21 protein-coding genes and 1 pseudogene are annotated in these 26,174 nt (G+C 71.4%); 4 read left to right on the top strand and 18 right to left on the bottom strand.

Annotated features, from left to right (window positions below; genetic code table 11):
• Positions 1 to 432: 432 nt before the first annotated feature.
• The 4 genes from ABD817_RS32260 to ABD817_RS32245 form a co-directional block, all read right to left on the bottom strand.
• Positions 433 to 1,665, bottom strand: a complete 1,233-nt coding sequence (locus ABD817_RS32260; RefSeq protein ID WP_344922056.1) for an acyltransferase domain-containing protein — start codon at positions 1,663 to 1,665, stop codon at positions 433 to 435.
• 476 nt (positions 1,666 to 2,141) lie between these two features.
• Positions 2,142 to 2,912 (bottom strand): 3-oxoacyl-ACP reductase family protein, encoded by a 771-nt coding sequence (locus ABD817_RS32255; protein ID WP_344922055.1) that lies wholly within the window; start codon positions 2,910 to 2,912, stop codon positions 2,142 to 2,144.
• Positions 2,909 to 3,910 carry a 3-oxoacyl-ACP synthase III family protein gene (locus ABD817_RS32250; RefSeq protein ID WP_344922054.1) on the bottom strand — a complete coding sequence of 334 codons (1,002 nt, stop codon included), beginning with the start codon at positions 3,908 to 3,910 and terminating at the stop codon, positions 2,909 to 2,911. Before ABD817_RS32250 ends, ABD817_RS32255 begins: the two co-directional genes overlap by 4 nt.
• Positions 3,911 to 3,923: 13 nt before the next feature.
• Positions 3,924 to 4,202 (bottom strand): phosphopantetheine-binding protein, encoded by a 279-nt coding sequence (locus tag ABD817_RS32245; protein WP_344922053.1) that lies wholly within the window; start codon positions 4,200 to 4,202, stop codon positions 3,924 to 3,926.
• 515 nt (positions 4,203 to 4,717) lie between these two features.
• Between ABD817_RS32245 and ABD817_RS32240 the strand changes: the two genes are divergently transcribed.
• A complete protein-coding gene (locus tag ABD817_RS32240; RefSeq protein ID WP_344922052.1) occupies positions 4,718 to 6,673 on the top strand; it encodes an ATP-binding protein in 1,956 nt (651 codons plus the stop codon).
• A gap of 484 nt (positions 6,674 to 7,157) precedes the next feature.
• Positions 7,158 to 9,758: pseudogene (locus tag ABD817_RS32235) on the top strand (AfsR/SARP family transcriptional regulator); the annotation flags it as partial.
• 85 nt (positions 9,759 to 9,843) lie between these two features.
• On the opposite strand, the gene ABD817_RS32230 reads toward ABD817_RS32235, so the two are convergent.
• From ABD817_RS32230 to ABD817_RS32190, 9 genes are all read right to left on the bottom strand, one after another.
• Positions 9,844 to 10,560, bottom strand: a complete 717-nt coding sequence (locus tag ABD817_RS32230; RefSeq protein WP_344922051.1) for a beta/alpha barrel domain-containing protein — start codon at positions 10,558 to 10,560, stop codon at positions 9,844 to 9,846.
• Entirely contained in the window at positions 10,560 to 11,264 is a 705-nt protein-coding gene (gene trpF, locus ABD817_RS32225) for a phosphoribosylanthranilate isomerase (RefSeq protein ID WP_344922108.1), read from the bottom strand. Before trpF ends, ABD817_RS32230 begins: the two co-directional genes overlap by 1 nt.
• A gap of 2 nt (positions 11,265 to 11,266) precedes the next feature.
• Positions 11,267 to 12,403 carry an acyl-CoA dehydrogenase family protein gene (locus ABD817_RS32220; protein WP_344922050.1) on the bottom strand — a complete coding sequence of 379 codons (1,137 nt, stop codon included), beginning with the start codon at positions 12,401 to 12,403 and terminating at the stop codon, positions 11,267 to 11,269.
• A gap of 10 nt (positions 12,404 to 12,413) precedes the next feature.
• Positions 12,414 to 12,788, bottom strand: a complete 375-nt coding sequence (locus tag ABD817_RS32215) for an ectoine synthase (protein ID WP_344922049.1) — start codon at positions 12,786 to 12,788, stop codon at positions 12,414 to 12,416.
• Between the two features lie 13 nt (positions 12,789 to 12,801).
• Positions 12,802 to 13,608, bottom strand: a complete 807-nt coding sequence (gene trpA / locus ABD817_RS32210; protein ID WP_344922107.1) for a tryptophan synthase subunit alpha — start codon at positions 13,606 to 13,608, stop codon at positions 12,802 to 12,804.
• A 1-nt stretch (position 13,609) separates the two neighbouring features.
• Positions 13,610 to 14,659: a hypothetical protein gene (locus ABD817_RS32205; RefSeq protein WP_344922047.1), complete on the bottom strand. Its 1,050-nt coding sequence runs from the start codon at positions 14,657 to 14,659 to the stop codon at positions 13,610 to 13,612.
• A gap of 3 nt (positions 14,660 to 14,662) precedes the next feature.
• Positions 14,663 to 14,923, bottom strand: coding sequence for a phosphopantetheine-binding protein (locus ABD817_RS32200; protein ID WP_344922046.1), 261 nt, complete (start codon positions 14,921 to 14,923; stop codon positions 14,663 to 14,665).
• The gene (locus tag ABD817_RS32195) at positions 14,920 to 16,452 is read right to left on the bottom strand and encodes an AMP-binding protein (protein WP_344922045.1); all 1,533 of its coding nucleotides are present in this window, start codon (positions 16,450 to 16,452) and stop codon (positions 14,920 to 14,922) included. The genes ABD817_RS32200 and ABD817_RS32195 overlap by 4 nt, the downstream gene beginning before the upstream one ends.
• A gap of 1,088 nt (positions 16,453 to 17,540) precedes the next feature.
• On the bottom strand, positions 17,541 to 18,314 hold the full coding sequence (locus ABD817_RS32190; RefSeq protein WP_344922044.1) for an NmrA family NAD(P)-binding protein: 774 nt from the start codon (positions 18,312 to 18,314) through the stop codon (positions 17,541 to 17,543).
• A 140-nt stretch (positions 18,315 to 18,454) separates the two neighbouring features.
• Between ABD817_RS32190 and ABD817_RS32185 the strand changes: the two genes are divergently transcribed.
• Positions 18,455 to 19,396 carry an AraC family transcriptional regulator gene (locus ABD817_RS32185; protein WP_344922043.1) on the top strand — a complete coding sequence of 314 codons (942 nt, stop codon included), beginning with the start codon at positions 18,455 to 18,457 and terminating at the stop codon, positions 19,394 to 19,396.
• Between the two features lie 201 nt (positions 19,397 to 19,597).
• Here the strand turns inward: ABD817_RS32185 and ABD817_RS32180 are convergent, their stop codons facing one another.
• Both ABD817_RS32180 and ABD817_RS32175 read right to left on the bottom strand, forming a co-directional pair.
• On the bottom strand, positions 19,598 to 20,185 hold the full coding sequence (locus tag ABD817_RS32180) for a DUF305 domain-containing protein (protein ID WP_344922042.1): 588 nt from the start codon (positions 20,183 to 20,185) through the stop codon (positions 19,598 to 19,600).
• Between the two features lie 247 nt (positions 20,186 to 20,432).
• Complete coding sequence (locus tag ABD817_RS32175; protein ID WP_344922041.1) at positions 20,433 to 21,479, bottom strand: helix-turn-helix domain-containing protein; 1,047 nt, start codon at positions 21,477 to 21,479, stop codon at positions 20,433 to 20,435.
• A gap of 623 nt (positions 21,480 to 22,102) precedes the next feature.
• Here ABD817_RS32175 and ABD817_RS32170 point away from each other — a divergent pair.
• On the top strand, positions 22,103 to 23,236 hold the full coding sequence (locus tag ABD817_RS32170; protein ID WP_344922040.1) for a lytic transglycosylase domain-containing protein: 1,134 nt from the start codon (positions 22,103 to 22,105) through the stop codon (positions 23,234 to 23,236).
• Between the two features lie 33 nt (positions 23,237 to 23,269).
• Here the strand turns inward: ABD817_RS32170 and ABD817_RS32165 are convergent, their stop codons facing one another.
• From ABD817_RS32165 to ABD817_RS32155, 3 genes are all read right to left on the bottom strand, one after another.
• Positions 23,270 to 23,878 carry a class I SAM-dependent methyltransferase gene (locus ABD817_RS32165; RefSeq protein WP_344922039.1) on the bottom strand — a complete coding sequence of 203 codons (609 nt, stop codon included), beginning with the start codon at positions 23,876 to 23,878 and terminating at the stop codon, positions 23,270 to 23,272.
• A gap of 204 nt (positions 23,879 to 24,082) precedes the next feature.
• A complete protein-coding gene (locus ABD817_RS32160) occupies positions 24,083 to 24,676 on the bottom strand; it encodes a GNAT family N-acetyltransferase (RefSeq protein ID WP_344922038.1) in 594 nt (197 codons plus the stop codon).
• A complete protein-coding gene (locus tag ABD817_RS32155; protein ID WP_344922037.1) occupies positions 24,673 to 26,145 on the bottom strand; it encodes an APC family permease in 1,473 nt (490 codons plus the stop codon). The genes ABD817_RS32160 and ABD817_RS32155 overlap by 4 nt, the downstream gene beginning before the upstream one ends.
• Positions 26,146 to 26,174 lie beyond the last annotated feature (29 nt).

Raw genomic sequence — 26,174 nt, 5'->3', positions numbered from 1 at the left:
ATGCCGGGGGCGACCTCGCCGACGCCGAGTGGGTGGTACCGCCGCGCCTCGGGCGCCTCGGGCTCGCCTACGCCAGTACGGCATCGACGAGGCACGTACCGCCTGGGCATGGAACCGCACCGCCGGTCACCTCGGAGAGGCGACCAGAAGGGGAGAACCCAGAGGCGAGACCGCTGCGGGAAAGGGCGGAGGACACGGAGGCGAGACCGCTGCGGGGAAGACCAAGCATCAGCCTCAAACGACGCCTGATGAAATTGAACAGCTCAGGCACCAGCCTCAGGCGACGCTCGGTGGAGCCGAGCAGCCCAGGCACCAGCCTCAAGCAACGCCCGCTGGAACCGAACAACCCACGCACCAACCCCAAGCGACACCCGCTGGAACCGAAGCCGATGGGTCGTGCTCCGATACGACCGGTGTGCGTGCCGAACCCGCTCAGGACACTGTCGCCGGTTGGTCGTCGAGCACGAGATCGTGGCCTTCGCGCCACAGGGCCGCGGCGACCCCGAGAGCCGCGGAACGGTCGGAGTGGTCGGACTGGTCGCCGGGCAGCATGGACAGCACCGCGCTCCTCCCTGTCCGCACCGCGCGTTGCTGGAAGGCGAAAGCGGACAGGACGCGGCCCGGTCCGCACTCGACGAGCAGCCGGTCCCCGCCGTCGAGCAGTGCGGTCAGTGCGGGCCCGAAGCGGACGGTATCGGCTATCTGACGGGCCCAGAATCGCGCGGAGCCCGCGTCGTCCGCCGTGAGCAACCGCCCGGTGTAGCCGGACCTGACGGGGAACCGGGCCGGCCGGGGCGATGCGTCGAACGCCAGCTCGGCCGCCGCGACGGCCGGTTCCATCGCCGGGCTGTGGAACGGGGTGGTGGCCGGGATCGGCCGTACCGTCACCCCGTCGAAGGCGAGGCGGGCCGCCACGACGGCCAGCTCGGCGCTCGGCCCGGCCAGCGTCGTCCGCCGCGCGGCGTTCACGGCCGCCACTCCGACCTGCCCGGACAGGTACGGGACGAGCGTGTCGGCGGACGCGGCCACGGCGAGCATCCCGCCGGGTGGGATCGGTGCGGCGGCACGCACCCGGCCGCGCATCAGTGTGACGGCCTCCGCGACGGTGAACACCCCGGCCAGGGTCGCCGCCACGACCTCGCCCGCGCTGTGCCCCAACGCCTCGACCGGTGTGACGCCCCAGCTCAGGAGCAGCCGGCCCAGCCCGTGGTCGACGGCGAACAGCAGCGGCTGGGCACGGCGTACGTCGTCGATCGGAATACCCGGACCGGTGCCGGTGCCGAGCCAGTCGGCGCGGATCGCCTCGCCCTCGGCCCCCCACGTCTCCAGGACGTCGTCGACGGCGGCCCGGAACACGGGTTCGTCGCGGTACAGCCCGGTCGCCATCCCGTGGTACTGGGACCCTTGGCCGGGCAGCAGCAGGGCGACGGGCCGGGGCCCGTCGACCGGGACCTGCCGTACCGGGGCGGCCGCGAGGTCGTCGAGGGCGCGGGCCGCCGTCGTGACCACCGCCCCGCGCATCGGCCCCGGAACCGGACGGGGCGTCGGAGCCCCGGCGCGCAGCGCGTCGGCGACCCTGGCGCGGGCGGCACGTTCACCTGCCGGGTCGACCCCCGCCCAGCGCAGCAGCCGAGCCGCACCGTGCGCGATGCCGGTGACCGTCATGTCGCTGTCCTCCCTGGCTTTACCGCTCCAAAGCGACCGCCCTAAAGCGACCGCCCTAAAGCGACGGCTCTAAAACGACGGCTCTGAAGCGGCGGCTCTGAAGCGGCGGCTCCAAAGCGACCGTTTCGCCATTTTCAAGCGACCGTTTCTCGCTATAAAGCGACGGCTCTAAAGCGACCGCTTCGCCGCTCTAAAGCGACGGCTCCAAAGTGGCGGCTCTAAAGCCACGGCTTCGCCGTTCTTAAGCGGCCGCGGATGGCGGTCGGCGACGACCGCATCGCCTTTCAGCCGAGGGTGGTACCGGTGGGAATCGACCGCGCCCCTCCCGCCCGCCACGGGGCCTGTGGCGGGGGGCGGCACGGTCGCTTCTCACCGATGTCGATCAAGGTGCCTGATCGACAAGTACGGTCGGAACCGGCTTGCGTCCGCGGCCGAGCCGCACCGGCGAAGCCACCTCCCGCACGGACGGGTGCGCCTCAGGTGAGGGAGATCCCACCGTCGACGCTGAGCACCTGCCCGGTCACGTAGTCGTTGTCCAGGAAGACGCGGATGGCGGGCGCGACCTCCTCGGGGGTGGTCAGCCGGGGTACCGGCAGGTTGGCGGCGAGGTTCTGGCGGAACTTCTCGGTGGCGTTCGCCGTCATCCGCGTCTCCATGAACCCGGGCGAGATGGCGTTCACCGTCACCCCGCGCCGGCCACACTCGGTGGCCAGGGTGCGCGTGAGCGCGATCACCCCGGACTTGGAGGCGGCGTAGGCCGTCTGGCCGGACGTGGCGACCAGGGCCGACGGCGACACCACGTTGATGATCCGCCCCCACCGCCGCTTGACCATGGACGGCACCACGGCACGGCACACGTGGAAGGTACCCATCAGGTTCGTCTGGATGACCTCGCCCCACACCTCGGGCGACTGGCTCATCATCAGCGCGTCCTTGCGGATGGCCGCGTTGCTGACGAGGATGTCGACCTCGCCCAGCTCCTCGACGACCCGGCGGTGGAGGGCGCTGACCGAGTCCCAGCTGCCCACGTTGGCCTGGACGGTGATCGAGTCGTTCGTGAGGCGCTCGCTGACCTCTCGGGCGCCGTCCTCGGCGCTGTTGTAGTGGAGTGCGACGCGGCACCCGAGCCTGTCGAGCTCGATCGCCACGGCGGCGCCGAAGCCCCCGGACGCGCCGGTCACGAGGGCGACCGGCTTCTCCGGGCGCTGCGCCGAGATGGGGCGGGCTCCCGCGGTGGTGTCGGTCATGATCTCCACTCCGTCGGCTCGCCCGCGCCCCACTCGATCAGCGCGCTGACCCATACCATGCCGGCACCGAACGCCGCGAACATGATGCGATCGCCCCGCTGGATGCGCCCGGCGTCGAGCGCCTCGGCGAGCGCGATCGGCATCGATCCCGCCCCGGTGTTCCCGTAGTACTCGATGTTGCTGATCAGGCGGTCCTTGGGCACGTGGCTGTGCTCGAGGATCGAGTCGATGATGCGCATGTTCGCCTGGTGCGGCAACAGGTGGTCGATGTCCTCGGGCCCGAGGTTCGCCGCCTTGAGCGTCCGCTTCAACGAGCCCACGGTGAAGCGGACGGCGTGCAGGTAGATCTCGTTGCCCTTGATCTGCGCGTAGTGCAGGTTCTCGCGGAGCGTCGCCTCGCTCGCCGGCAGCCGGCTGCCACCGGCCGGGATCTTGAGGCTCTCGACCTTCGAGCCGTCGCACCCCATGTCCCACTGCTGCAGCCAGCTGCGGGAGTGGGGGGCCAGGACGACCGCCCCGGCCCCGTCGCCGATGAGCACTCCCAGGTCCCGGTCCTCGGGGTTGACGACGAGCGAGTGCGTGTCGGTCCCGATCAGGAGGATCGGACGGGGGTCGATCGCCATGAGCCCCGCCGCGACCACGAAACCGTAGGCGAAGCTGGCGCACTCGGCGTTCACGTCGTGGGCGCCGCCCGCCGTGCCCAGTTCGCGCTGCACGAACGCGGACGTGGCCGGTGACAGTTGCTCGGGCGTACCCGAGGCGAGGATGAGGTGTGAGATCTCGTCGGGCCGCACGCCTGCGTGCTTGAGCGCCCGCCGACCGGCCTCGACGGCCAGCGAGGCGGTGGTCTCACCCGGTTCGACGATCCGGCGTTCCCGGATGCCGGTGCGCTGCACGATCCAGTCGTCGTCCACGTTGAAGCGCGCGGCGAGCTCCGCGTTGGTGAGCCTGCCCTCGGGCAGGTACTTGCCCCACCCGATGATGCCGATGCCAGACACCGTGGCTCCGTCGTCAGGCGTCGCCGCCGGCCGCGGAGGCGACCGGGGTGACGCCGTGGGCGGCCAGCACCTGCTGGTGGATGGTCCGGAAGGTGACGGTGTCGTTGACCTGCTCGACGATCGACTCGTCCAGCCCCAGGTCCGGGTACCGCTCCTGCATGTCGTAGACCCATTCCATGAGGTCGAGCGAGTCGACTCCGGACGTGGTCAGCGGCGTGTCGGGATCGAAGCCCTCGATCCGGCTCACGGCCACCAACCGGTCGACGAACACCTCGAGTGTGGGAAGCTGCATGGCGCGCTCCTCGTCAGCGTGATCGGTTTGTCGACTGGCAACGTATGAGTGCCGGTGCAAGCGTTTCGCAAACCCGCGACCTCGGATGGCGGGCACGACCCAGGCGGGCGGCTGGTCCGGCGGACGCGTTCGCCCTGGTGAGCCGAGGATGCCCTGGTGGGCGAGGATGCCCGCGAGCGTCCCCGCGTGCGGGCTCACGACGTCGGCGGTGCCCGCCGGGCTCGCGACGGACCCGGCGGCGAGGCCGCCTCGGACGGCCGGGTACGAATACGCCGGTGACCTGCGCGACGACGGGCCGCGCCGGACGCGTCCACGTCCTCGGCCTTGGCCACCGAATCAGTCGTGATCACGTCATAGCGGCGATCGCCGCCATAAGCGCGCAAAAGGCGTGCAAGTCGATGGCGCGGTGGTACCACCACGGTCCCCATGGATTTGCGTTCGGCCCCGGTACCCCGCTGGTACCACCGCGCCGGATCCTGCCCCCACAGGCATTTCCAAACTGGGGGGTAACTTTCATGGATTCCGAGATCGAATTATTAGGGCCCATCGCCGTACGCCACGCCGGAAACGTGCAGCACCTTCAGAGCGCACAGGCCCGGGTGGCGTTCGCACGCCTCGTCCTCGCCGGTCCCGAAGGGGTGACGCGGGACGAGCTGGCCGACGTCATCTGGCCGGGGAGCCTCCCACCCACATGGGCGTCCGCCCTGCGCACGCTGGTCAGCCGGCTGCGGGCGTTCGTGGGCGCGCTGCAGGCCGAGCCGGTGAACTCGCTGGTCAAACGAGGTGGTCGTTACGTGCTCGCGCTGGGCGAGGGCGTGCTGGTCGACGTGGAGGACGCGACCCGGTCGGTGGCCGCGGCCCACGAGGCGCTCAACGCGGGCAACGTGGCCGTCGCCGACCGGCTGGCCACCCGGGCGGCGGATCGGCTGCGCTTCCCGTTCCTGTCCGAGCACGAGGGCGGCTGGGTCGCCGAGCGGCGCGAGCACCTGACCGAGTATCTGGTCACGGCTCTTGAGATCGCCAGCCGGGCGGCGATGTGGTCGGGGGACCACGCGCGGGCCGCCCTTCTCGCCGAGGAAGCGACGGCTCGGGCCCCCGAGCGCGAGAGCGCCCACCGCTGCCTCATGGCGGTGCGCGAGGCCATGGGGAACCGAGGCGAGGCTCTGCGGGCGTACCAGCGGCTGCGCCGATATCTCGCCGAGGAACTGGGCGTCGACCCGTCGCCCGAGACCGAGGCCGCCTACCTGGCGCTGCTCGGCCCGTCGTCGGTGTCGGCCGCGCCCAGTGGCGGTTCCGCCGCCGGGCACCGTCCGGTCCCGTTCGTGGGACGCCACCGCGAGATGGCGACGGTGGCCGACGCCTGGGCCAGGGCCGCACGCGGCCGCCGGCAGTTCGTGCTGGTCACGGGTGAGTCGGGCATCGGCAAGACGCGTCTGCTGCGTGAGGCCGGGGCGATGATGGCCGCCGAGGGCGGGCTGCTGCTGGTCGGCCGGTGCGACGAGGGCGCGATGGCCCCGTACCAGCCCATCGTGGAGGCGCTGGACAACTACGTCGCCGCCTCGCCCGACGACCCGCTCGACGCCGTCGGCCCCGCGGCCAGGGGCCCGCTGCGCCAGCTGCTCCCCTCGCTCGGGGGGCCGTGCCTGCCCGGCGAACTGCCCGAGCAGCCGGTCCTGTTCGCGGCGCTGACCCAGCTGCTGCTGGCGGCGGCGAGCGAGCAGCCCTGCGCCATCCTGATCGACGACGCCCACTGGGCCGACCCGCAGACGGTGGCGCTGCTCCGGCACCTGCTGCGCACCACCACCGACGCCCGGCTGTGCGTCGTCGTCGCCGCCAGGAACGACCTGCCGACATCCGCCCGGCGGCGGGTGCGGGCCGGTCTGGACGAGGCGATGCTCCCGGTCGAGCACGCCGGCGACGGGACCGAGGTGGCGCTCGGCGGCCTCGACCTCGACTCCACCCGGACGCTCGTGCACAAGCTGGGGACCGGCGCCGTCACCGACGCCACGGACGCCGACCCGGCCCGCCGGGCGTACTCCCGCAGTGGCGGAAACCCGTTCATGCTCCTCGAGATGCTGCGGTACCAGGCCGGGCTCAACGCGGTACCACCGGCCGTCGCCCGGATGGTGGCCGCCAAGCAGGCCGCCATCGGCCGGGACGCCGCCCGCCTGCTCCAGGTCGCGGCCGTCACCGGCCCGTCCGTCACCTTCGACGCGGTGGCGGGCGCCGCCGGCCTGGACGTGCTGGCGGCCCTGGACGCGCTCGAGGCGCTGCTGGAGGTCGGGATCCTCACCGAGGTGACCGCCGCGGGTTCCCAGCACCCCGACCGGCCGGCGATTTATGAGTTTCGCCACGCCGTCGTTCGCCAGGCGGTCTACGAACAGGTGAGCGACGCCCGGCGCCGCCACGTCACTTCTCGTCAGCGGACGGCATCCGGGCCACGCTACGATACCGACCTCAGTTCGTGTTAATCTTCGTCGGACTAAGTCTCCATTTCAGCTGACATGAGAGGAGACAGCCTCTATGGCTCGATTACCTTTCGTTCCGCGTCAGCGGCTTGTAGAAGAGATAATCAATGCGAGGCACTCAGTCCTCATCGAGGCGGGCGGAGGGTTTGGCAAAAGCGTCCTGGTCGGGCAGGTCCGCGCGGGCGCCGGGGGTGGCCTCGAAGTGCGCCTGCCGCGCGACCATCCGGTCACGGTCGACGAGCTGACATCCGCCATTCTCGACGCGGCCAAACAGCGGACCGGCTGGCCGCGGACCCCGGCCCCCGGCTCCGCCGGACGGGTCGGCGAGTTGCTGACAGCGTCGACGGGGCCGGGCCTCCTGATCGTCGACAACGCCGAAGTCCTCACCGACGACGCCGCGGCCTGGCTGGCCGACCTCGCACAGGACGGTACGCCACCCCTGCGCATTCTGATAAGCAGCCGTCTGCTGCCCGCGCCACTCGCGGCCATGGAGTTCCGTGGCACCGCCGAGCGCTTCAACACCCAGGACCTGCGCCTCACGCAGGAGGAGGCCACCGCCCTCGCCCGCCTTGAGATCGGCGACGAGGACGGCGAGCGGCTCGCCGCCACCCTGCACGACCTGTCGGGCGGCTGGGTGGCGCTGCTGCTCGTGATGCTCCGCAGGATCGCCCGAGCGTCCGACCGCATGGAGGCCGCCACGGTACTGCTCCGGTACCCCGGCCTCATCCGTCAGCTGATGGACCACTACGCCGCCGACCTCGAACCGGCCGACCGCTACCTGCTGACCCAGGTGGCCGCGTTCCCACTGGTCAACGACAGCCTCGTCGAGGGGCTGGGCGAGCCGGGGCTGCTACGTCGCCTCATAAGAGCAGGCGTCCCGTTCGCCGTCGGCGCCGACGGCTGGTCGCGGCTCTGCATCGAGCTGAAGGAGACGCTGGCCTCGCTCGCACCGCTCGACCCGGCCATCGCCCGGAGGGCCGCCCCGCTGCTGATATCCCAGGGCGCCGAACTGGCCGCGGCAAGCCTGCTGGTCGACTGCGGCGACCCCGAGCAGGCGGCCACCCTCATCGCCGAGCTGCCCACCTCGCGCATCAACCAGCTCGACCCTGTCGAGTTCATCCACCTGATGGCCCGCCTCGGGCCCGCGGCCCAGGCCGCGCCCCAGGTGTTGCTGCACCTGGCCCGCACCCACCGCAACGTCGGCCAGCTCGCCGAGGAGGGCGAGGTCATCGGCCGGGCCCTGCGCGTCGTACGCGAGCAGAACACCGACGACGATCTCGCCGTCGAGGTCGAGGGCGAGTGGTTGATCCAGCGGGCGCTGCTGCACGACCCGGACGTACTCACCCAGGTCGAGCGGCTCCTCGACACGACCGCCGAGGGCACCCGCGCCCAGGCCAGCCTGCTCGAAGCCCTGGGTGTGGCCCTGTCCGACCACCCCGACGGGCCGAGCCTGCGCCGGGCCGAGAACGCCATGCGCCAGGCCGCCATCACGTGGGGGGAGCTGGGCGAGCCCGCCCGCGTCGCCGCGGTCCAGCGGGGCCTCGCCACCCAGGTCCTGTCCGCCCTGGGCAAGACCGGCGAGGGCGCCCTGCTGCTGCGCCGGCTCGGCACCACCAGCGACACGCAGTTCGACCGCATGCTGTGCCTGGTCATGGAGGCCCGGCTGCTGGCGCTCGGCGGCGAGTCCGAACGGGCGCTCGCCATCCTCGACGACGCCATGCCGCTCGCCCAGCTGCTGCGCATCGACTGGGTGACCGGCCACGCCGCCTGGACCCGCCTGATCGTGGCGGCCAACAACCACGACGCGTCCGGAGTGCTCGAACAGCTGGCCAGAGCCGAGGCCCATCTCGGCCAGATGATGATCCACGACGGCGGCGGTCTGCTGTTCCTGTGCGAGGCCGCCGACGCCTGCGCCGTGGTCGGGGCCGACGCGCCCGCGGCCCGGCTGCTCGCCGCCGCCCGCGAGCACCGCATCGAGAACCCGGTGACCCTGGCGCTGACCGAGGCGTTCATCGGCGCTCGCCGGGGCGAGCCCGAGGCGGCCGACGTCCTGCAGCGCATGCTCGAGGACGGCGAGATCGCCCCCCGCCTGCGGTGGAAGGCCGAACTGCTGACGGGCTACGTCCGCCACGCCGCCGGTGACATCGACGCCGCCAACCAGTGCCTGCTGGTCGCCCTCGATCGGGCGGCCAGCCTCGGCCACCCCGACCTGCTCGACCGCCGTGAGCGTCGCGTGGTCGGCATCCTGCGGTCGGCCATCCGGCTGCCCCCTGCGGTCGTGACCGGCATCTCCATCAACGGTGCCTCCAGTAACGGCGTCGGCAACGGCTCCTCCCCCAACGGCACCTTCGGCACCGGCGTCTCCGCCAATGGCGCCTCCACCAACGGTGCTTCCAACGGCTCTTCCACCAACCGCGCTTTCCGCAACGGCTCCTTCGCCGGCGGCGCCTCCACCAACAGCACCTCCAGCAACGGCACCTCTGCCAATGGCGGCGGCTACGAGGTGCGGGTGCTGGGCGGGTTCGAGGTCCGCCAGGGCCACGGTGTGCTCCACGGAGCCGGCCGGGCCAGCCAACTGGTGAAGCACCTCGTGCTCGCGGGCGGGCCCGTCCGGGTCGAGACCGTGGTCGAGACGCTGTGGCCGGGCGAGAAGCCAGGGCTCGGACAGCGCCGCCTCAAGAACGTCCTGGCCCGTGCCCGCGCCACCTACGGCTCGCTCGTCATCCGCAGGGGACAGATGCTGTGCCTGTCCCCGTGCAAGGTCGACCTGCACTCGTTCGAGGACCTGGCTCGGGCCGCCGCCGCCACGCAGGACAACGAGCGTGTCTCCCGTGCCCGCATCGCCGTCGCCGCCTTCGCCGGGCCGCTGCTGCCCGACGACCTCTACGACGACCTCATCGCCCAGCGCCGCGAGGTCGTCCGCCGCCGGGCACTCGGCCTGATCGACGTCCTGCTGACGGCCGCCCACGAGGCGGGCGACATGGAGGAGGCGATGAACCGGCTCGAGTCGGCCATGAAACTCGACCCGTACGACCAGGAGCGACCCTTGCGGGTCGCCCGTGCCCTGGTCGCGGATCGGCGGTATCTGGAGGCCAACGACCTCACCGCCCGGGTGATCGCCGCCGCCGACGAACTGGGGGTTCCCTCCGCCGTCGAGTGGAACGAGCTGTCGCTCAGCCCACTCGACGGGGCGCGGACGACGCGTGACGGAGGTCGTCCAGCTCCTCACACCATGACTCGAGGCGGTCGGCCCGCAGCAGGTGGGTCCCTACCAGCAGTCCGGCGTAGCCGGCGTTGAGCAGCTCGGCGGCCACCCCCGGGTCGTCGATACCGCTGGCGCTGACGGGGCACGACGACCCCGTCCGCCGTACGGCGGGCAGCAGCCGGCGGCTACGGCCCACGTCGGCGTCCCCGCGCTCGCGGACGCGGATGTCCTTGTTGTTGACGGCCACCACGCACCCCTCGCACGACGGGAGGGCCTCGACCTCCTCGGGGCCGGCCACCTCGATGAACGGGGTGAGGCCGAGCGCGAGGGCGCGCTCGGCCAGCCGCGCCAGCGCGACCTTGGGCAGCAGCGCGGCCGTGAGCAGCACCGCGGACGCGCCGAGGTCGCTCGCCACCCGCAGCTGGCCGGTGTTGGTGACGAAGTCCTTCTGCAGGACGGGCAGCTCGGTGCACCCGACCACCTCGGCCAGCAGGCCGACGTCGCCCCCGAACCAGCGGCCGGTGACGACCGACAGGCAGGGGGCTCCGGCGGCCTCGTAGCGGGCCACGATCTCGGCGGGCGACCGGCCGCGGAACAGGTCCTCGCCGTCGGCCGAGCGGGGCTTCAGCTCCATGATCACGGGGCGGCGGGCACCCGTCAGGGCGTCCACGAACGACGACGCCATCAGACGACCTCCTCCACCTCGGGAACGGCACGCCAGTGGTGCCGGATATCGCTGACGCTGTCGGCGCAGAACGCCCCCGTCTCGTCCCGTGCCGCCGTGTCGACGTCGACACCGACGAAGCGGGGGTGGGCGGCGACCTTCTCGTAGCGCAGGCGGTTGGCGGCCGAGATGCCCCCGGCGACGAGGAACGGCCGGGTGGTCGCCTCGGCCAGGTCGATCACCACGTCGGGATCGAGCGACAGGCCGGTGCTCCCGACCCGCCCACCGGCGCTCGTCGCGTCGAACAGGAACACGTCGGTCCCCGCCCGCTCGTACGAGGCCAGCAGCGGGCGCTCGACGCAGACGTCGCCGGTGACGTGGAGGACCTTGACCACCGTCGCCTCCGGCCACCCCCGCTTGAGCGCCGCCACCACGCCCGGGGGCTGGTAGCCGTGCAGCTGCAGCCATCGCACGCCCGCGGCGCGGGCGGCGTCGAGGATGGCCGCCGGGTCCCGCAGGAACGTGACCAGCATCGGATCCGGTGCCGGCCGCGCCGCCGTCACCTCGGCGGTGCGGCACGCCTCCGCCAGGTCGGCGAAGCGGCTGAGGGAAAGGTCGGCGGGGCCGCCCGGAACCCCGTACCACAGGCCGATCAGGTCGGCGCCCGCGGTCCCGAGCAGGGCGACGTCGTCGCGGCTGGTGGCGCCGCACACCTTGAGCAGCATGGTCACAACCCCAGCATCGAGGAGATCCGGTTGTACTGGATCTCCGTCGTGCCCGAGTAGATGGTGCTGCCCACCGCGTTGGCCAGCTCGCGGTCGAGGCCGTACTCCGACATGTAGCCGTTGCCTCCGAAGATCTGGATGGCCGCCAGCCCCGAGGCCACGTTGGCCTCGCTGGTCAGCAGCTTGCTGATCGCCACGTCCATCGTGATGTTCTCGCCGGCGACGAGACGCTCGGCGGTGTCGTAGAGCCACCGGCGCGCCGTCTCGAGCCGGATGCGCATGTCGACCAGCTTGTGGGAGATCGCCTGGTACGAGCCGATCGGCTTGCCGAACTGCGTGCGCGTCCGGGCGTATTCGAGGCAGCGCTCGAACCGGTGCTGCATCTCCCCGACGTTGATGATGAAGGAGCAGAGGATCTCCCACTTCATGACGTGTTCGAGCAGCATGAACCCTCGCCCGATGCCGCCGATGGCCCGGTCGGCGGGCACCCGGCAGTCGTCGAAGTACAGCTCGCTCATCGGCGAGGACGCGAGGCCCATCTTCTTGAGCGGCTGACCGGCAGAGAAGCCGGGGGTGTTCGTGTCGACCAGGAAGGCGGTGATGCCGAGCGGTCCGCCCTCGGGCCGGGTGCGGGCGTAGACGACGACCACATCGGCGATGGGGCCGTTGCTCACGAAGCTCTTGCTGCCGTTGAGCACGAAGTGGTCGCCGTCCCGGACGGCCATCGTCCGCATGCCCAGGGCGTCCGACCCCGTGTCGGGTTCGCTGATGGCGTGGGCGCCGATCAGCTCGCCCGAGCACACACCGGGCAGGTACCGGTCCTTCTGCTCCTTGGTCCCGAAGTGCTGGAGCGGGACCCCCGTGCTGCAGATGGAGGTGGCGACGGAGAAGCTCAGCCCCCCGTCGCGGCACCCTTCGCCCAGGGTCTCCAGTACGAACATGGTGGTGAGCAGGTCGACGCCGGCCCCGCCCCAGGCGGGGTCGAACGGCAGGCCGAGTATCCCCGACGAGCGGACCAGCTTCCACGCGTCCCACGAAAAACCGGTTCCGGCGGCGTCGTGCTCGGTGACGGCGAGGTCGCGGCACCACCGCTCCATGCCCTCGCGCAGTGCGAGCTGATCCTCGTCCCAGGTACGCATGCCAGCGGCCTCAGTACGCGGAGGGGCCGGCGGCGTCGAGGCTGTGCCGCTCGTCGCCCCGGAGGGCGGGCGAGAACACGCACACGAGGCGCAGGTCGGCTTCCGGGTCGGCGATGAGGTAGTGGGCGTCGTGCTGGTCGAGCGCGTAGAGGGTGCCCGGGGTGATGCGGTGCGTCGTGCCGTCGAGGGAGACGACCTCGCCGGAGCCGTCGATGCAGTAGCAGGCCTCCAGGTGGCTGCGGTACTCGAGCAGCGACTTGGTACCGGCCAGCACCGTGGTGTCGGTGACGGTGTAGCCGAGGCCGTCGGCCTCCAGCAGGAAGCGGCGGCTGAGGCCGTTACCCCAGTCGACGGTGGTGACGCTGTCCAGGCTGCGAACGATCATCGGATTGTTCCTCTCAGAAGTGGGGAACCGGCCGGAGGGACCGGGGACGGTGGTTGGGACGGAGGTCGGAGACGAGGGTGGCGAGGTCGGCGACGACGTCGCCACCGCCGGTGAACGACGCCTCGGCGCGGGCGACGACGGTGCTGCCGACGACGGCGGCGTCGGCACCGGCCGCGTGCACCCGCTCGACGTCGGCCGCCGTACGCACCCCGAAACCGGCGGCGATCGGCGCGCCGGTCAGGGCCCGCAGGGCGTCGACGGGGGCACGGAGCGCTCCCGGGTCGGGCGCCGGACCGGCGCCGCTGGGGCCGTAGTGCGTCACCAGGTACACATAGGCCGAGGCGTGAGCCGCCGCCTCCGCCACGACCTCGGGCGACGAGGACGCGTAGCACGTGGTGACGACGGGCAGCCCGGCGGCACCGGCCCGGTCGTAGAAGTCCGGGCGGACCCGGGGCGGCGCGCCGTGGAGCAGCGCCCCGGCCGCCCCGGACTCGGCGATGGCCGTGACGACCCGCGCCATCGAGCGGGGGCGGACCGTGTGCGCCCAGTCGGCGAGGACGACCACCCGCAGGTGGCGGTGCCTGCTCCGGGAGCGTTCGACGAAGGCGAGGGCGTCCTGGAGATCGGTACCGGCCGCGAGCGCCCGGTCGGCGGACCGGCGGATCACCGGCCCGTCGCTGATCGAGTCGGGGAACGGCACGCCCAGCTCCAGGACGTCGACCTCGTGGTCGTCCAGCATGTCGGCGATGTCTTCGAGCACGTCGAACGGCGGGTCGCCCGCGTTGAGGAACACGGCCAGGCCCGGCGGGCGGGGGAACATGTCACTCACCGGACGCCCCCTCGCTCACCAGCGGTGACGGTGCCGACTCACCGGCTCGCACGGCGTCGACCAGGTCGCGCACCGCGCCGTCCCGCATCGCCGCCATCGCCGAGGCCATGGCGGGGCGCCACTCCGTCTCCCGCTCGGCCGCGATCACCAGGGCGGCGGCGTTGAGGGCGACGGTCTGGGTGGCCACCTCCCCCGCCCGCCCGGACACGACGTCCAGGAAGTAGTCGACGACCCGGTCGGGCTCGGGCACCGCCGCCAGGTCCGACAGGGTGCCGTCGGCCGTGCCCAGGTCTCGGCGGCTCAGCTGGAACTCGGGCGCGCCCGCACCGGGGTGGACGACGTTGTCGGCGAAGCTGATCAGCTCGTCGGCACCGACGTCGTTGGTGCACAGCCAGACCTCGCGGTCGTCGACCGCCGCCGCCAGCTTTCTGGCCAGCGGCAGAAGCCCGGGGCTCGACAGGCCCGTGAGCTGGCGTGTCCCCGGCAGCGCGGGCAGGAACGGGCCCAGCGTGTTGAGCACCCGGCCGTAGGGCCGCATGGGCAGCGGCATGATGCGCCGGGCCAGCACGGTCAACTCGACCGGGTACACGAAGTAACCGGCGAAGGCGATGCCGTGGCGGGCCAGCGACGCCGCCGTCTCGTCGTACGACTTCGTGAGCGGGATGCCGAGCCGGACGAGCAGGTCGATCGAGCCGTACTTGCTGCTGTAGGCCCGCGACCCGGTCTTCACGATCTGCGCCCCGAGCGCGGCGGCGACGAAGGCGGCGGCGGTGGAGATGTTGAACGTCGATACGCCGCCGCCCGTGCCGACCACGTTGACCGCCCCGGGGAAGGGGCGGACCGGCCCGGTGCGGCGCGCGTGCAGCGACCGCACCAGGTCGGTGAGCGTCTCGGGGGTGACCGCGTCGAGGCTGAGGGCCGCCATGAGCGACGCCGGCTCGCCGGGGTCCAGCGTGTCGGCGCTCAGCTCGTCCCAGAAGGACGACCATGTCGCGGTGTCGACCGGTCGCCCGGCCAGCAGGGCGGCGAACGCGTCGTGCATGGGTCAGCTCGCCTCGACCGGGACCGACACCCGCGCCACGAAGGCGTCGATGGCGTCGACCGTGCGGAAGTTGTCCGGGTCGAGGGCTGCGTCGTCGACGGTGATGTCGAACTCGGTCTCGATCCAGGCGATGAGCTTGAGCAGCCCGAGGCTGTCGACCACGCCGTTGGTGAGCAGGTCGTAATCGTTGGCGAGCTCCGACGCCTCGACGTCGGGCATGAATTCCTTGATCAGGTAGCTCTTGATGAGGGCTTCGTTCTTCATCGTGCCGTTTCCTTTCTGGCGACGGTCGCCTCGGGGCGAGGGGACCTGAGGGTCTGTTCGAGGGACTGCCGGTCGACCTTGCCGGTGGACGTACGGGGCAGGGGGCTCTCGGACAGGTGGAGGGTGGCCGGGATGGCCGCCGTGGGCAGGTGCTGGGCGCAGTGCTGGCGGAGACCGAGCGTCCTGACGGTCGCCCCCGGCACCCGGCGCAGGACCGCGTGCAGCAGGTGGCCCGCGACGGGGTCGGGGACGGCGAGGACCACGGCCTCGGCGACCTCGTCGTGGTCGAGCAGCACCTGCTCGACCACCGCGGTGTTCACCCGGGTGCCGCGCACCTTCACCTGGAAGTCGTTGCGCCCTTCGAGGTGGAGGACGCCGGTGTCGTCGCGGCGTACGACGTCACCGGTCCGGTAGAAGCGGGCGGGGGCGCCCGGCGGACGGCCCGCGGGGGCGTCCACGAACGGGCCGGGCGCCGCCGGGTCGGCACCGAGGTACCCGGCGGACTGGAACGGCGTGGCGACGACCAGCTCGCCCCGCCCCGGTCCCGTGACCACGGCGCCGTCCTCGTCGAGGACGACCGCCTCGACGCCGGGCAGCGGCGTGCCGAGCGGGACGCCGTCGGCCGGCAGCGCGTCCCGGTCCACCTCGTGCAGGAAGCTGTCGTTCGTCTCGGTGCAGCCGTAGACGTTGTAGAAGCGGCCGCCGGGGAACACGGCGGGCAGCCGGGCCAGGCAGCGGGCGGGCATGTGGTCGCCGGTGAACAGGACGTGGCGGACCGACGTGAGCTGCCGGGCCGGATCGCCTGCGGCGTCGACCAGCAGCTGGTGGGCCATCGGCACGGCCTGCACGACCGTCACGGCGTTGTCGGCGATGGCGTCGAACAGGTGGCGCCCGTTGGTGGCGACGTCCGGGTCCACGAGGACGACCCGGCCACCGTGGTGGAGCGTGGCCCAGACGTCGAGGAAGCAGAGGTCGAAGTTCAGCGGGGCGTAGTTGAGAACCGAGGACTCGGGGCCCAGGTCGAACTGGGCGGCGGCCCAGTCGGCGAAGCGCTCGACCGCTCCCGCGGTGAGCGGCACCAGCTTGGGGATGCCCGTGGACCCCGACGTCGTGAGCACGAAGGCGGTGTCGCCGGGGTTCACGGGGGTGGCGGGTGCCGGTGCCGGGGCCGGTACGGCACCGGTCTGGGTGGGGCCGGCGTCGTCGGCGCTGACGACGTGGCGGCACCCGGCCCGGGTCAGGAGGCGTTGCAGGGTGGCTTCGGGCAGGGTGGCCGAGGGAAGCACCACCGGGAGGCCCGCCCGCAGGCACGCCAGCACCAGGGCGATGGTCCGGGGCGTCTTCACGGCGGGTACGCCGATCGGCTCGCCACCGGTCGTGTCGAGCCGGTCGAGGTGGGCCGAGGCCTCGTCCACGAGGTCGGCCAGTTCGCCGTAGGAGATGTGCCTGCCTTTCGCCACCAGGGCCGTGGCGTCGGGGCGGGCGTCCACCTGCCGGGCGAACGACGTCCAGAGCTGAGTAGGTTTCATCACCGGAATCGTGCGGGTGTCCCCGCAACATCACCGCAAAGCCGTCCCGCCTCCGTGCTTGCGGGGTGGCGTCACCGGGGCCGCTGCCGGGGTGTGGCCACGAACGTTCACCGGGTCCGCACGGCCCTGGACCAGGGTCTCGGCGAAGTCGTCACGGGATGGCGTGGGCGTTCGGAGATCGACCGGTGTCGCGGGCGCGGTGGCGTGGCCCGGCGGCGATGTCGACGACGCCCGGCAGCCGCGGCGCGTTGATCGCCGGTGTCCCGCGTCGGAAATTCGAGGATCTCTTCGGCGGTTCCCCGGGAAATCCCGCGTCGGCGTGTATCGAGAACGTCGGCTCCAGCCGCGCGTGATACGCGGGCGCACGCCGTTTCCGCACCCGGCCGGGTCGCCGGAGCGCCGCGCGGTCTCCCGGGAGTGGTCGCACTCGACCGGGGCGGCCGCACTCGACCGGGGGCGGGTCCACCATCCGCGCGTCATTCGGTCCGCGGGCTCGTGTCGCGGGCCAGGGCGGCGATCAACCACTCCGGGGTTGGTGCGCCTGTCGTAGCCCGGCTGTCGAAGCAGGCGGGGGAACAGGTGACGCGGATCCTGACGGGCGGGGCGCACCCACCGGGCCTCGCCGCGTCACCGTCGGCGTGATCAGTTCGGCATCGGCGATCGACGGGCTCGAACCCGACCGTGGAACGCCGCAGCGAGATCTTCGACGGACCGTCGATCCGTGCGCGAAACGCGTTGCGAGGGTGTCCAGGTCAGCGTTCAAGAGCCTTCTGCTCTCGCCGGGGTGGCAACGCCGATCCTGGACACCCTCCGCTCTCACCGACGCGCGCCGCGCCGCGCCGCGTCGAGACCTTGGATCGGTCGTCCGGGCGCGATGCCGGTGACTCGATCCGTTTCCGCAGCCGGTGCCGCGACAGCTGAGCGGCACCCACTGGCGTCGTATCGCAGTGGTCGGACATCTGCTGTCATCAGAGCCCCTCGGTGCGCCTGCGACCCGCACAGCGCGGGGTGCGTGAAACACCATCTCCATGGGGCCTTGGAACGGGCTCTGACCTGCGACAACAGGCGCCAGGTCACCGGTGTCGCGACTAGATGGCTTTCCACACGCCGGTGGGGGCCACCTCCGCCACCCAGTCCGCGAAGTCGCGGGGCTTCCGGTTGAGGGCACGCTCGACGCCGTCGGCCAGCGAGCTGTTCCGGCCGTCGAAGAACTCGGAGATGAGCGTGGCCAGCGGCTCGGCGAACTCGCGCGGGGCACCGTCGTCGACGATGGCGTCGGCGAACTGCTGCCGGGTGATCGGCTCGTAGCGGAGCTCGCGGCCCGTCGCGCGGGCGATCTCGGCGACGCCCTCGGCGAAGGTCCACAGGCGGGGGCCCGTCAGCTCGTAGCGCTCGCCCACGTGGCCGTCCTCGGTGAGGGCCGCCACCACGACGTCGGCGATGTCGTCGGCGTCGATGAACGGGTCGGCGTTGTCACCGGCGGGCAGGGCCAGCACGCCCTGGCGCAGCGGCTCAAGGAACACGCCCTCGTCGAAGTTCTGGTTGAACGAGGCCGGGGCGACGATGGTCCATTCGACCGGGAGGCTCGTCACGGCGTCCTCGCACCGGACGGCCTCGTCCTGGTTGCGGGCGGACAGGAGGACCAGGCGGTCGACACCGGCGTCCACCGCGAGCCGGGCCACGGCGCCGATGGCGTCGCTGGCGCCCGGCCACTCGACCTCGGGGTAGTACATCAGGTAGGCCGACTTGACACCGGTGACGGCACCGGCCCAGGTGGAGGGGTTCTCCCAGTCGAACGGGGGCTCGCCGGTGCGGGAACCGACCCGCACGTTCACGCCTCGCTCGACCAGTCTCTGGGTCACCCGGCGGCCGACTCGACCGGTACCACCGAGGACTAACGTTGTGTGCTCGTTTGTTGTCATGGCTTCAGTTTGAGGGCCACTATTTGGATGGTCCATGGCCGAGATGCCGGAATGCATATCCGGTCGTCTACACTTGGGGAGTGGACGCACTCTCTGGATTACTCGAAGGGCCTCGGGCCAGTGGCGCCTTCCTCCTCCGCATCGTGCTGGACCCCCCATGGTCGATCCGGGTCCAGGACAGGTCTCCGCTGTGCCTCGCCGTCATGCTCAGCGGCGAAGCGTGCTTCGAGCCCGACCACGGCAAGCCGGTGTGGCTGCGGCCGGGCGACGTCGCCATCGTCCGCGGGCCGGACCCCTACGTGATGAGCGACGACATCGCGACCCCACCGCAGGTCATCGTGCACCCCGGCCAGCAGTGCCTCTCGCCCGACGGCGTCGAGCTGCGCGAGCGGATGTCGCTGGGGGTGCGCACGTGGGGCAGCGCTCCCGACGGGTCGGTGCAGATGCTGCTCGGCGTGTACGAGGAGGTCGGCGCCGTCGGCCAGCGCCTGCTCGACGTGCTGCCGCCGCTGCTGGTCGTGTCCGAGGACACGTGGGACTCGACGCTCCTCCCGGTGCTGGCCAGCGAGGTCACCAAACAGGGGCCGGCCCAGGGCGTCGTGCTCGACCGCCTGCTCGACCTGCTGCTCATCTCGGTGCTGCGGGTGTGGTTCGACCGGCCCGAGACCGAGGCCCCGGCCTGGTACCAGGCCCACACCCACCCGGTGGCCGGCGAGGCGCTGCGCCTGTTCCACGAGGACCCGGCGAACGACTGGACGCTGGCGCGGGTCGCCGCCGAGGTCGGCGTGTCACGGGCGACGCTGGCCGAGTCCTTCCGCAACGCCGTCGGCACGCCGCCGATGACCTACCTGACCGAGTGGCGCCTCGCCCTCGCCGCCGACCTGCTGCGCCAGTCCGACGCCACGCTGAACGCCGTCGCCCGGCAGGTCGGCTACGGCAGCGGGTTCGCCCTCAGCTCGGCGTTCAAGCGGGTGTACGGCATCAGCCCGCAGGAGCATCGCAGCGCCGCGCTGGCACAGTAGGCGCGGGGTCACCACCCCGGCGTGCGTCGTCCGCCCGACGGCCGAACCGCCCCACGCGGCGGCCGTACGGGCGGACGACACCGAGCGGGGGTGTCCGTTGGTGGACGAATGGTCGTGACGAACCGCGCGAGGACGTTACCGCGGGTTCTCCGGAAGAGCGGACGATCGCGTGCTCTCCTCGCCGCTTTCCCGCACCGCCCCCTAAGCCACGGCTCGCGTGGCCGGCATGATCATGCCGGTGGGTCTCTCCTTCGGCTCGGCCGCCAGCTGACGCTGCATCTGGGATATCTCGGCATGCTTGGCGTCTCGCACCTTGCGGGCGAACACCGCGACCCCCTTGTGCCGCGGGTACCCGTGTCTGATCAGTCGCTGGGACATCATCACCGCCGCCTTGTGGTGCGGGATCATGCCTTTCAGGAACGTCCTGTCCAGCGTGTCGCCCGACAGCTTCGACAGATCACGCATCATCGGCTGGTAGCCGACCCTCGTGGAGCGCCCCGGGTACCACTTGGCCAGCCACGCCTTCATCGTCGCGATCTCGGCGGTCTGCGTGGCCACGATCTCCTCGCCCAGCCGGCGCATTTTCGGTGCGCTGGAGCGCCGAAGCTGCGTCGCGGCGGTGACGGCCTCCCGATCATGGGAGATCATCTGCGTCAGGTAGTCGAACTCGCTGTTCACGGCCTTGTCGTCCACCCATCCCATCGACTGCCCGTCCGAGTCCGCCGGAGCGTGGGGCTGCTGGACCAACGAGATCCGATCCTCGATCGCAGCCGCCACGGTGATGCCCACCGATGCCACGGTCACCATGACTGATCCGAACAGGATCGTCCTTATCTCCGGCCTCATGTCTCCTCCCCGGACAGCGATACGGTTCTCCCCATATGCCAGGATGATTCAGCTCCTATCGGTAAAACCAGGGCTGTTTGGCGCACTGGCTCAGGACCAAAGTCCCTCGGCCGTGCTCTCAAGGCGATCATGAGGCTGTCCCGCCGGGTGAGCGGGGAGGAGCGGCCGCATCCAGGCGGGGCCCGAACGGTCAGCTCACGCGTACACACCCTTGGAGCGGGATCGGCCAGTGCGCGATGTCCGTGTCCGCCGAATCCCGCAGGCTGCGCCGGTAGGCCGCTGGGGGTATGCCGTACGCGGCGCGGAATGCCCGGTTGAAGTGTGATTCGCTGCCGAAACCCCAGCGGGCGGCGACGGCGCGGACCGGCAGGGCGTCCAGTACGGGATCGGCCAGGTCGCGTCGGCAGCGTTCGAGCTGGCGCTGCCGGATCCAGCGCGCGACGCTGAGGTCCTGCTCCTCGAACAGCCTGTGCAGGTGCCGGGTGGAGAGGTGGTGGGCGGAGGCGATCATCGAAGGGGACAGGTCCGCGGTTCCCAGGTTCCGCTCGATGAACGCCTGGATGCGCATGACCATGAGCCCTCGTGAATCGTCCGGCGACATCGCCGCGCGCGCGTCGAGGTCCTGGGTCAGCAGGGTCGCGAGGAGGTCGAGGATGATCGTGGAGATCCGGATCGCCTCCTGGGGCGGGAACGGATCACGTTGCCGGACCAGTTGGAGGAGAAACCCGGACAGCAGCGCGCCGACTCCCTCCCGCGCCGGCAGCCGTACCCCCAGGAGTCGTTCGACCTCGGCGCGGGGGACCGGGAGGACCTCGGAGGGGAACTGCAGGATGATCAGGCTGTCAGCCGGGTTCGCCGGACGTCCGCCCGGGATGGGCCCCCCGAGGCCGCCCGGCATCCAGGCGTGGAAGGGGCGGGAGGTGTCGTACAGCAGCAGTTCCGCCGACCCGAGATCGGCTTCATGGCCTTGCCACCGCGCTCCCGGCCGGGCCCTGAGGGTCAGCGAGAGCTGGTACACGCCGGGGCCGGATTGACAGGTCCGGTGCTGGGCGCGCCGTGCCTCGAATGACGTGCATCGCACCCGTGACAGTCGCGTGATCCCGAGGTCGATGAGTTTCACCTCGGCCCAGAGGTCGTCGGCCTCGTGAGTGGGTCCGCCAAGGGAGATCACCGATTGCGCGACCGCCTCCCGCCAGTTGAGACGCCTACCGGCGGGCAATTCGTAAAGCCGTTTCATGTAAGAAAGCCCCCACCTTCCCGCATTAACGTTCAAGAGATGGCACGCCAAAGGCCGAGAGGGTCGGCGGGCCGTTCCCGGCGACCGGCCACGACGGCGTGTGATCGTTCGGCCGTTGCGACAATGCGTCACCTCCCGCGTCCCCCACCGTCACCCCGTCGCTCCCTCGTCCCCAGCGGATGGGAAAAGGATGCTTCGAGCCTGTATATCTTCGGTATATCGACTTACCGAAACTCTGAATGACCAGCGGCGGGTAACTCCCCGGTTTCGCACCGCGACTCCTCCGCCGTCAGGGAGCGGTACGGGGATGGCTGTCCGCGAGGGCGCCGGGGCACCGAACCCTCTCCTGACCAGGCGATATACAGCCGCTATATACACGGTGGATATGGTCGGCGCATTGTTCCGGCGAATACCGGCCAAGGGGAAACGGACCGTAACCGGCTGTTCTTCCGGCAACAGCCGTGCCGGTCACGTCGCTTACCGATGTTCGGCATCTTCTGGTTTTCATCGGGAACGATTGCGGCCGGTCCGACGAGTCCCGTCGCACGGGAACGCGGGAACGCGCGAAAGCGGGAACGTCGGAAAGCGGGCTGAGCGGTCGTCGCTCGGGTACGTTGGGGTCGATGAACGATCAGCACGCGGAGGTTTCACGGCCGGAGCGTGGCCACCGGCCGAGTGGGCGGACGACGCCCGTGCGACCGGACGCCTCGGGAGACAGGTCGCCGGGCGTGCGCACGGGCCGGTCGCGCGGGAGGCCGATGGTCGCCTCGCTCGTCGGCCTCGTCGTCGCGATCTCCGGCTGCGCCACCTCGCAAAGCGCCGCCTCGCAAGGCTCTGCCGCACAAGACTCCGCCTCGCAAGGTTCCGCCGCGCAAGGCGCCTTACAGGAGGCCGCCCCATCGGCCGTCCCCGGGCAGGGGACGACACCGCCGTCGGAGACGTCACCGGCGAAGGAGTCCGCGCACCAGACGACGCCCGCGGGTCAGGTGCCCGCCCTGCCCTCCCCCGACGCGGCGATCCCCACCGATCCGTCGAGGCTGGCCCGTTCCCTGACCACGACCACCACCGAGCTCCGGCGCGCCATCGACGCCTGGAGGCGCGACGGCGATCCCGGCAGGGGAAGTCCTCCTGAGCCGGTGGTGCTGCTGGCCCTGCACCAGCAGCGCATCTACCGCTACCTGGTCCTCAACCCCAAGGTCGCCTCCCGCACCTACGCCAGGCTGCCGAAGGCCCTTGCCGGGCAGGCGAAGGACAACGTGACGGCCGGCCGGGATCTGCGCTCCCTCGTCCGGCCCATCAGCGGGGCGGTGAAGTTCCGTGTCCAGCCGCCCAAGCCCGCCGACTTCCTGCTCGGCCACTTCCGGCACGCCGAGCGGCGGTTCGGCGTGGAGTGGGAGGTGCTCGCGGCGGTGATGTTCGTCGAGACCAAGTTCGGCCGCGTGCGGTCACCGAGCCACACGGGCGCCAAGGGCCCCATGCAGTTCATGCCGGGAACGTGGGCCGCCTACGGCATGGGCGGCGACATCCAGGACACCCGCGACTCCCTGCTCGCCGCCGCCAACTATCTGCGCGCGTCGGGGGCACCGCGCGACTACCGGCGCGCGCTGTACGCGTACAACCACTCCCAGGCGTACGTCGACGCGGTGTTGCTGCACACGCGCCAGATCAAGCAGGACATCAGAAACTACTACGCCTACTACAACTGGCAGGTGTTCGTGGTCACCACCCGTGGGGACCGCCGCCTCACCGGCCCCTGACCCCACACGGAGGCCGTCCGCACGATCGGGACGTCACCGGGGACGGCGGGCGAGGTACACCAGGGCGGGTGGCAGGTTGCGCCACACCGTCCGGCTGAGCACGACCTCCTCGAACGTCGTACGGAGGTCGCGGAGGTGCTCCCGCGCGGGGGGCGCCCATCGCGTCCAGCGGTAGGCGAACTGGGTGAACACCCCACCGGGGGAGAGCGAACCGGCCACCAGCGGCAGCAACCGCACGCCCTCCACCGGCCGGAACGCCACCCAGGGCAGCCCGCTGACCACGACATCGGCGGACAGGCCGCGTTCGGCCATCAACCGGGGCAGGTCGGCCGCGTGGGCGTGCACGACCTCGACCTCGGGGAAGCGGCGGTCGAGGAGCCCGGCGAGGCGCGGGTTGAGCTCAACGGCCAAATGACGGCCCCTGCCCCCCAGGCGATCCTGGATGACCCGGGTGAACGCCCCGGTGCCCGGCCCCAGCTCCACGATCGTCGGTTCTCCGCGTTCGGGGATCGGCACGACCATCTGCGCGCCGAGCCGTCGCGAGCTCGGAGCGACCGTGGCGGTCAGCAGCGGGGAGCGCAGGAACTCGCGGAGCAGGGAGGTGCCGCCGGAAACGTCGGCGACAGGGCTGGTCGGTCTCACCGTGCGTGCTCCAGGGTCGTGGCTTCCCGTTCTCGCCCGCTCATGCTCTCAACCGTTCGCCTCCCGTCGTCATGTGGCCGGGATGAACAGTGAGGGACATCTCCCGGTCGGCGTCCCCTCTCGCGGGGGGGCTGGAACCGGCTCCGCCCCCGGCCCGCGAGGGGGCCGGGGGCGGAGGCTTCCCTCACCGGGGTGCTGTGCCGGTCAGGGGTTCGACGGGCGCCACATCGGGAGCATCGGCGGGCCGTCGGGCATGAGGATCGGGTCGCCGAGGTCCCGGTAGCCGTGGCGCAGGTAGAGCGCCCGGCTGCGGGTGCTGCTGGCCTCCAGGTACGCGGGTATCCCCGCCTCGTCGAGCCCGCGATGGTACTCCTCGAGCAGCCGGGTCCCCGTCCTCCGCCCCTGGTGCCCGGGGAGCACGGCGAGGAACGCCAGGTAGTGGTGCGGGTCGTGGGGGTGGCGCTTGTCCATCTCCTCCCCCATCCGCTCGATGCGCTCCAGGTGCGGACCGGCGAACGCCTTCACCCGGGCAGCCCGGTCCGGGATCTCGGGAAGCGGCTCGACGCCCTTGTGGAACCACACGGCCACGGCGGACATGTCGGCCGTCGCGTGGACCTCACCGTGGACGAGGGCACTCTCGCTCATCATGGAGAAGAAGGGGGGCATCACCCGGCGGCGGTCATCGTCCGGCGGGATCATCCAGGCCGAGATCTCCTGCTCGTGGAAGGAGGTGGCGATGATCGCGCCGATGGTGTCGGCGGCTCCGGGGGTGTTCCGGACGCGAATGATCTCGGTCATTCGGTCCCTCCCACGGCCGCCTGGGCGCCCAGCCCGATGTTGGAGTACACCTTCGGCCGGTTGGCCCGCAGCCTGAGTCCCCACATGACGCCGAACCCCGCGGCGACGAAGTAGACGGCGGGCATGATCCAGCGGAGCGGGGAGTCGGGGGCCACGCCGAGCACGATGTCGAAGTTGGCCATGACGAGCACGATGACCACGACCAGCAGGACCGAGGAGATTGCTGGGGCGATCCTGGTCCGCCAGGCGTTCTCCTCGTGGGGGTTCTTGGCGAAGAAGACCAGCACGGAGATCGAGGTGGCCGCCAGCATCATGAGCAGCCCCAGGCCGCCGAACGATCCGACGGTGAAGAACAGCTGGACGACCGGGTCCAGGCCGAAGAACGCGTACACGACGATCGTGACCAGCCCGATGACGCTCTGCGCCACCGAGCCGTTGACCGGGGCGCCGGTCCGGGGGGAGGTACGGCCGAAGGTCGCGGGCAGGACCCTCTCCCTGCCGAGGGCGAAGACGTAGCGGGAGATCGTGTTGTGGAAGGCGATCAGCGCGGCGAAGAGGCTCGTCACGAACAGGAGGGAGCCGATGGTGGCGATGGTCGACCCCAGGTGCTGTCCGGCCAGGTTGAACAGGAGGGCCGGGCCCTGCTCCCGCGAGGTCTCGACGATCTTGTCCGAGCCGATCGGCACGGTCATCGCCCAGGACGACAGGGCGTAGAGGCCGGAGATGACGGCGAGCGCGATGTAGGTCGCGATCGGCACCGTGCGCCTCGGGTCCTTGGTCTCCTCGGAGAACACCACCGACGACTCGAAGCCCGCGAAGGATGCGATGCAGATCGCGATCACCGCGCCCAGTGCGGGGCCGAAGAGGCTCCCCGGGGCGAAGACGTCGAGGCTGTAGCCCGAGGCCGCCGGGTTGATCAGGTCCGCGATGTCGAACACGACGACGACGGCTATCTCCGTCAGCAGCAGGACCGACAGGACCTTGCCGTTCACGTCGACCCGCATCAGGCCGAGCACCCCGGTCAGCAGCCAGGCGACCAGCCCGATGACCCACCAGGGCGGGGAGCTTCCGAACCAGTCGGCGATCAGCGGCTCGCCCGCCGAGCCGATCATGCCGTAGAGACCCACCTGGAGCGCGTTGTAGGCCAGCAGCGCGACCCACGCGGTCGCCACCCCCACCGGCCTGCCGAGCCCTTTCGCGGTGTACGCGTAGAACGCCCCGGCGTTGACGACGTGGCGGGCCATCGTCACGTACCCGACGGCGAACAGGCCCAGGATGGCTCCGAGCAGGATGAAGGCCAGCGGAACGCCGGTCACACCGGTCGCGGCGTAGGCGGCGGTCACCGAGCCCGCGATGACGGTCAGCGGTGCCGCCGCCGAGATGACGAAGAACACCACCGACGGCACACCGAGGCGGTCCTGGGCGAGCGCCTCGGAGACGGCGCTGACCCTTCGTTCTGTCACGGACATGGGGGGATCCTTGCGATGGGGGAGGTGGG

Source organism: Streptosporangium oxazolinicum, assembly GCF_039537505.1.
Taxonomy (GTDB): domain Bacteria; phylum Actinomycetota; class Actinomycetes; order Streptosporangiales; family Streptosporangiaceae; genus Streptosporangium; species Streptosporangium oxazolinicum.
Note: the sequence above shows the minus strand (reverse complement) of the source record. Positions and strands in the feature narration are given on the sequence as shown.

Bases quoted from the DNA above. Each gene is read 5' to 3' on its own strand.
- ABD817_RS32160 (WP_344922038.1), bottom strand. From the start codon at position 24,676: ATGACCGAGATCATTCGCGTCCGGAACACCCCCGGAGCCGCCGACACC.
- ABD817_RS32260 (WP_344922056.1), bottom strand. From the start codon at position 1,665: ATGACGGTCACCGGCATCGCGCACGGTGCGGCTCGGCTGCTGCGCTGG.
- ABD817_RS32215 (WP_344922049.1), bottom strand. From the start codon at position 12,788: ATGATCGTTCGCAGCCTGGACAGCGTCACCACCGTCGACTGGGGTAAC.
- trpA (WP_344922107.1), bottom strand. From the start codon at position 13,608: ATGTTCCCCCGCCCGCCGGGCCTGGCCGTGTTCCTCAACGCGGGCGAC.
- ABD817_RS32220 (WP_344922050.1), bottom strand. From the start codon at position 12,403: ATGCGTACCTGGGACGAGGATCAGCTCGCACTGCGCGAGGGCATGGAG.
- ABD817_RS32195 (WP_344922045.1), bottom strand. From the start codon at position 16,452: ATGAAACCTACTCAGCTCTGGACGTCGTTCGCCCGGCAGGTGGACGCC.
- ABD817_RS32245 (WP_344922053.1), bottom strand. From the start codon at position 4,202: ATGCAGCTTCCCACACTCGAGGTGTTCGTCGACCGGTTGGTGGCCGTG.
- trpF (WP_344922108.1), bottom strand. From the start codon at position 11,264: ATGCTGCTCAAGGTGTGCGGCGCCACCAGCCGCGACGACGTCGCCCTG.
- ABD817_RS32255 (WP_344922055.1), bottom strand. From the start codon at position 2,912: ATGACCGACACCACCGCGGGAGCCCGCCCCATCTCGGCGCAGCGCCCG.
- ABD817_RS32200 (WP_344922046.1), bottom strand. From the start codon at position 14,923: ATGAAGAACGAAGCCCTCATCAAGAGCTACCTGATCAAGGAATTCATG.
- ABD817_RS32175 (WP_344922041.1), bottom strand. From the start codon at position 21,479: ATGAAACGGCTTTACGAATTGCCCGCCGGTAGGCGTCTCAACTGGCGG.
- ABD817_RS32240 (WP_344922052.1), top strand. From the start codon at position 4,718: ATGGATTCCGAGATCGAATTATTAGGGCCCATCGCCGTACGCCACGCC.
- ABD817_RS32230 (WP_344922051.1), bottom strand. From the start codon at position 10,560: ATGGCGTCGTCGTTCGTGGACGCCCTGACGGGTGCCCGCCGCCCCGTG.
- ABD817_RS32155 (WP_344922037.1), bottom strand. From the start codon at position 26,145: ATGTCCGTGACAGAACGAAGGGTCAGCGCCGTCTCCGAGGCGCTCGCC.
- ABD817_RS32205 (WP_344922047.1), bottom strand. From the start codon at position 14,659: ATGCACGACGCGTTCGCCGCCCTGCTGGCCGGGCGACCGGTCGACACC.
- ABD817_RS32170 (WP_344922040.1), top strand. From the start codon at position 22,103: ATGAACGATCAGCACGCGGAGGTTTCACGGCCGGAGCGTGGCCACCGG.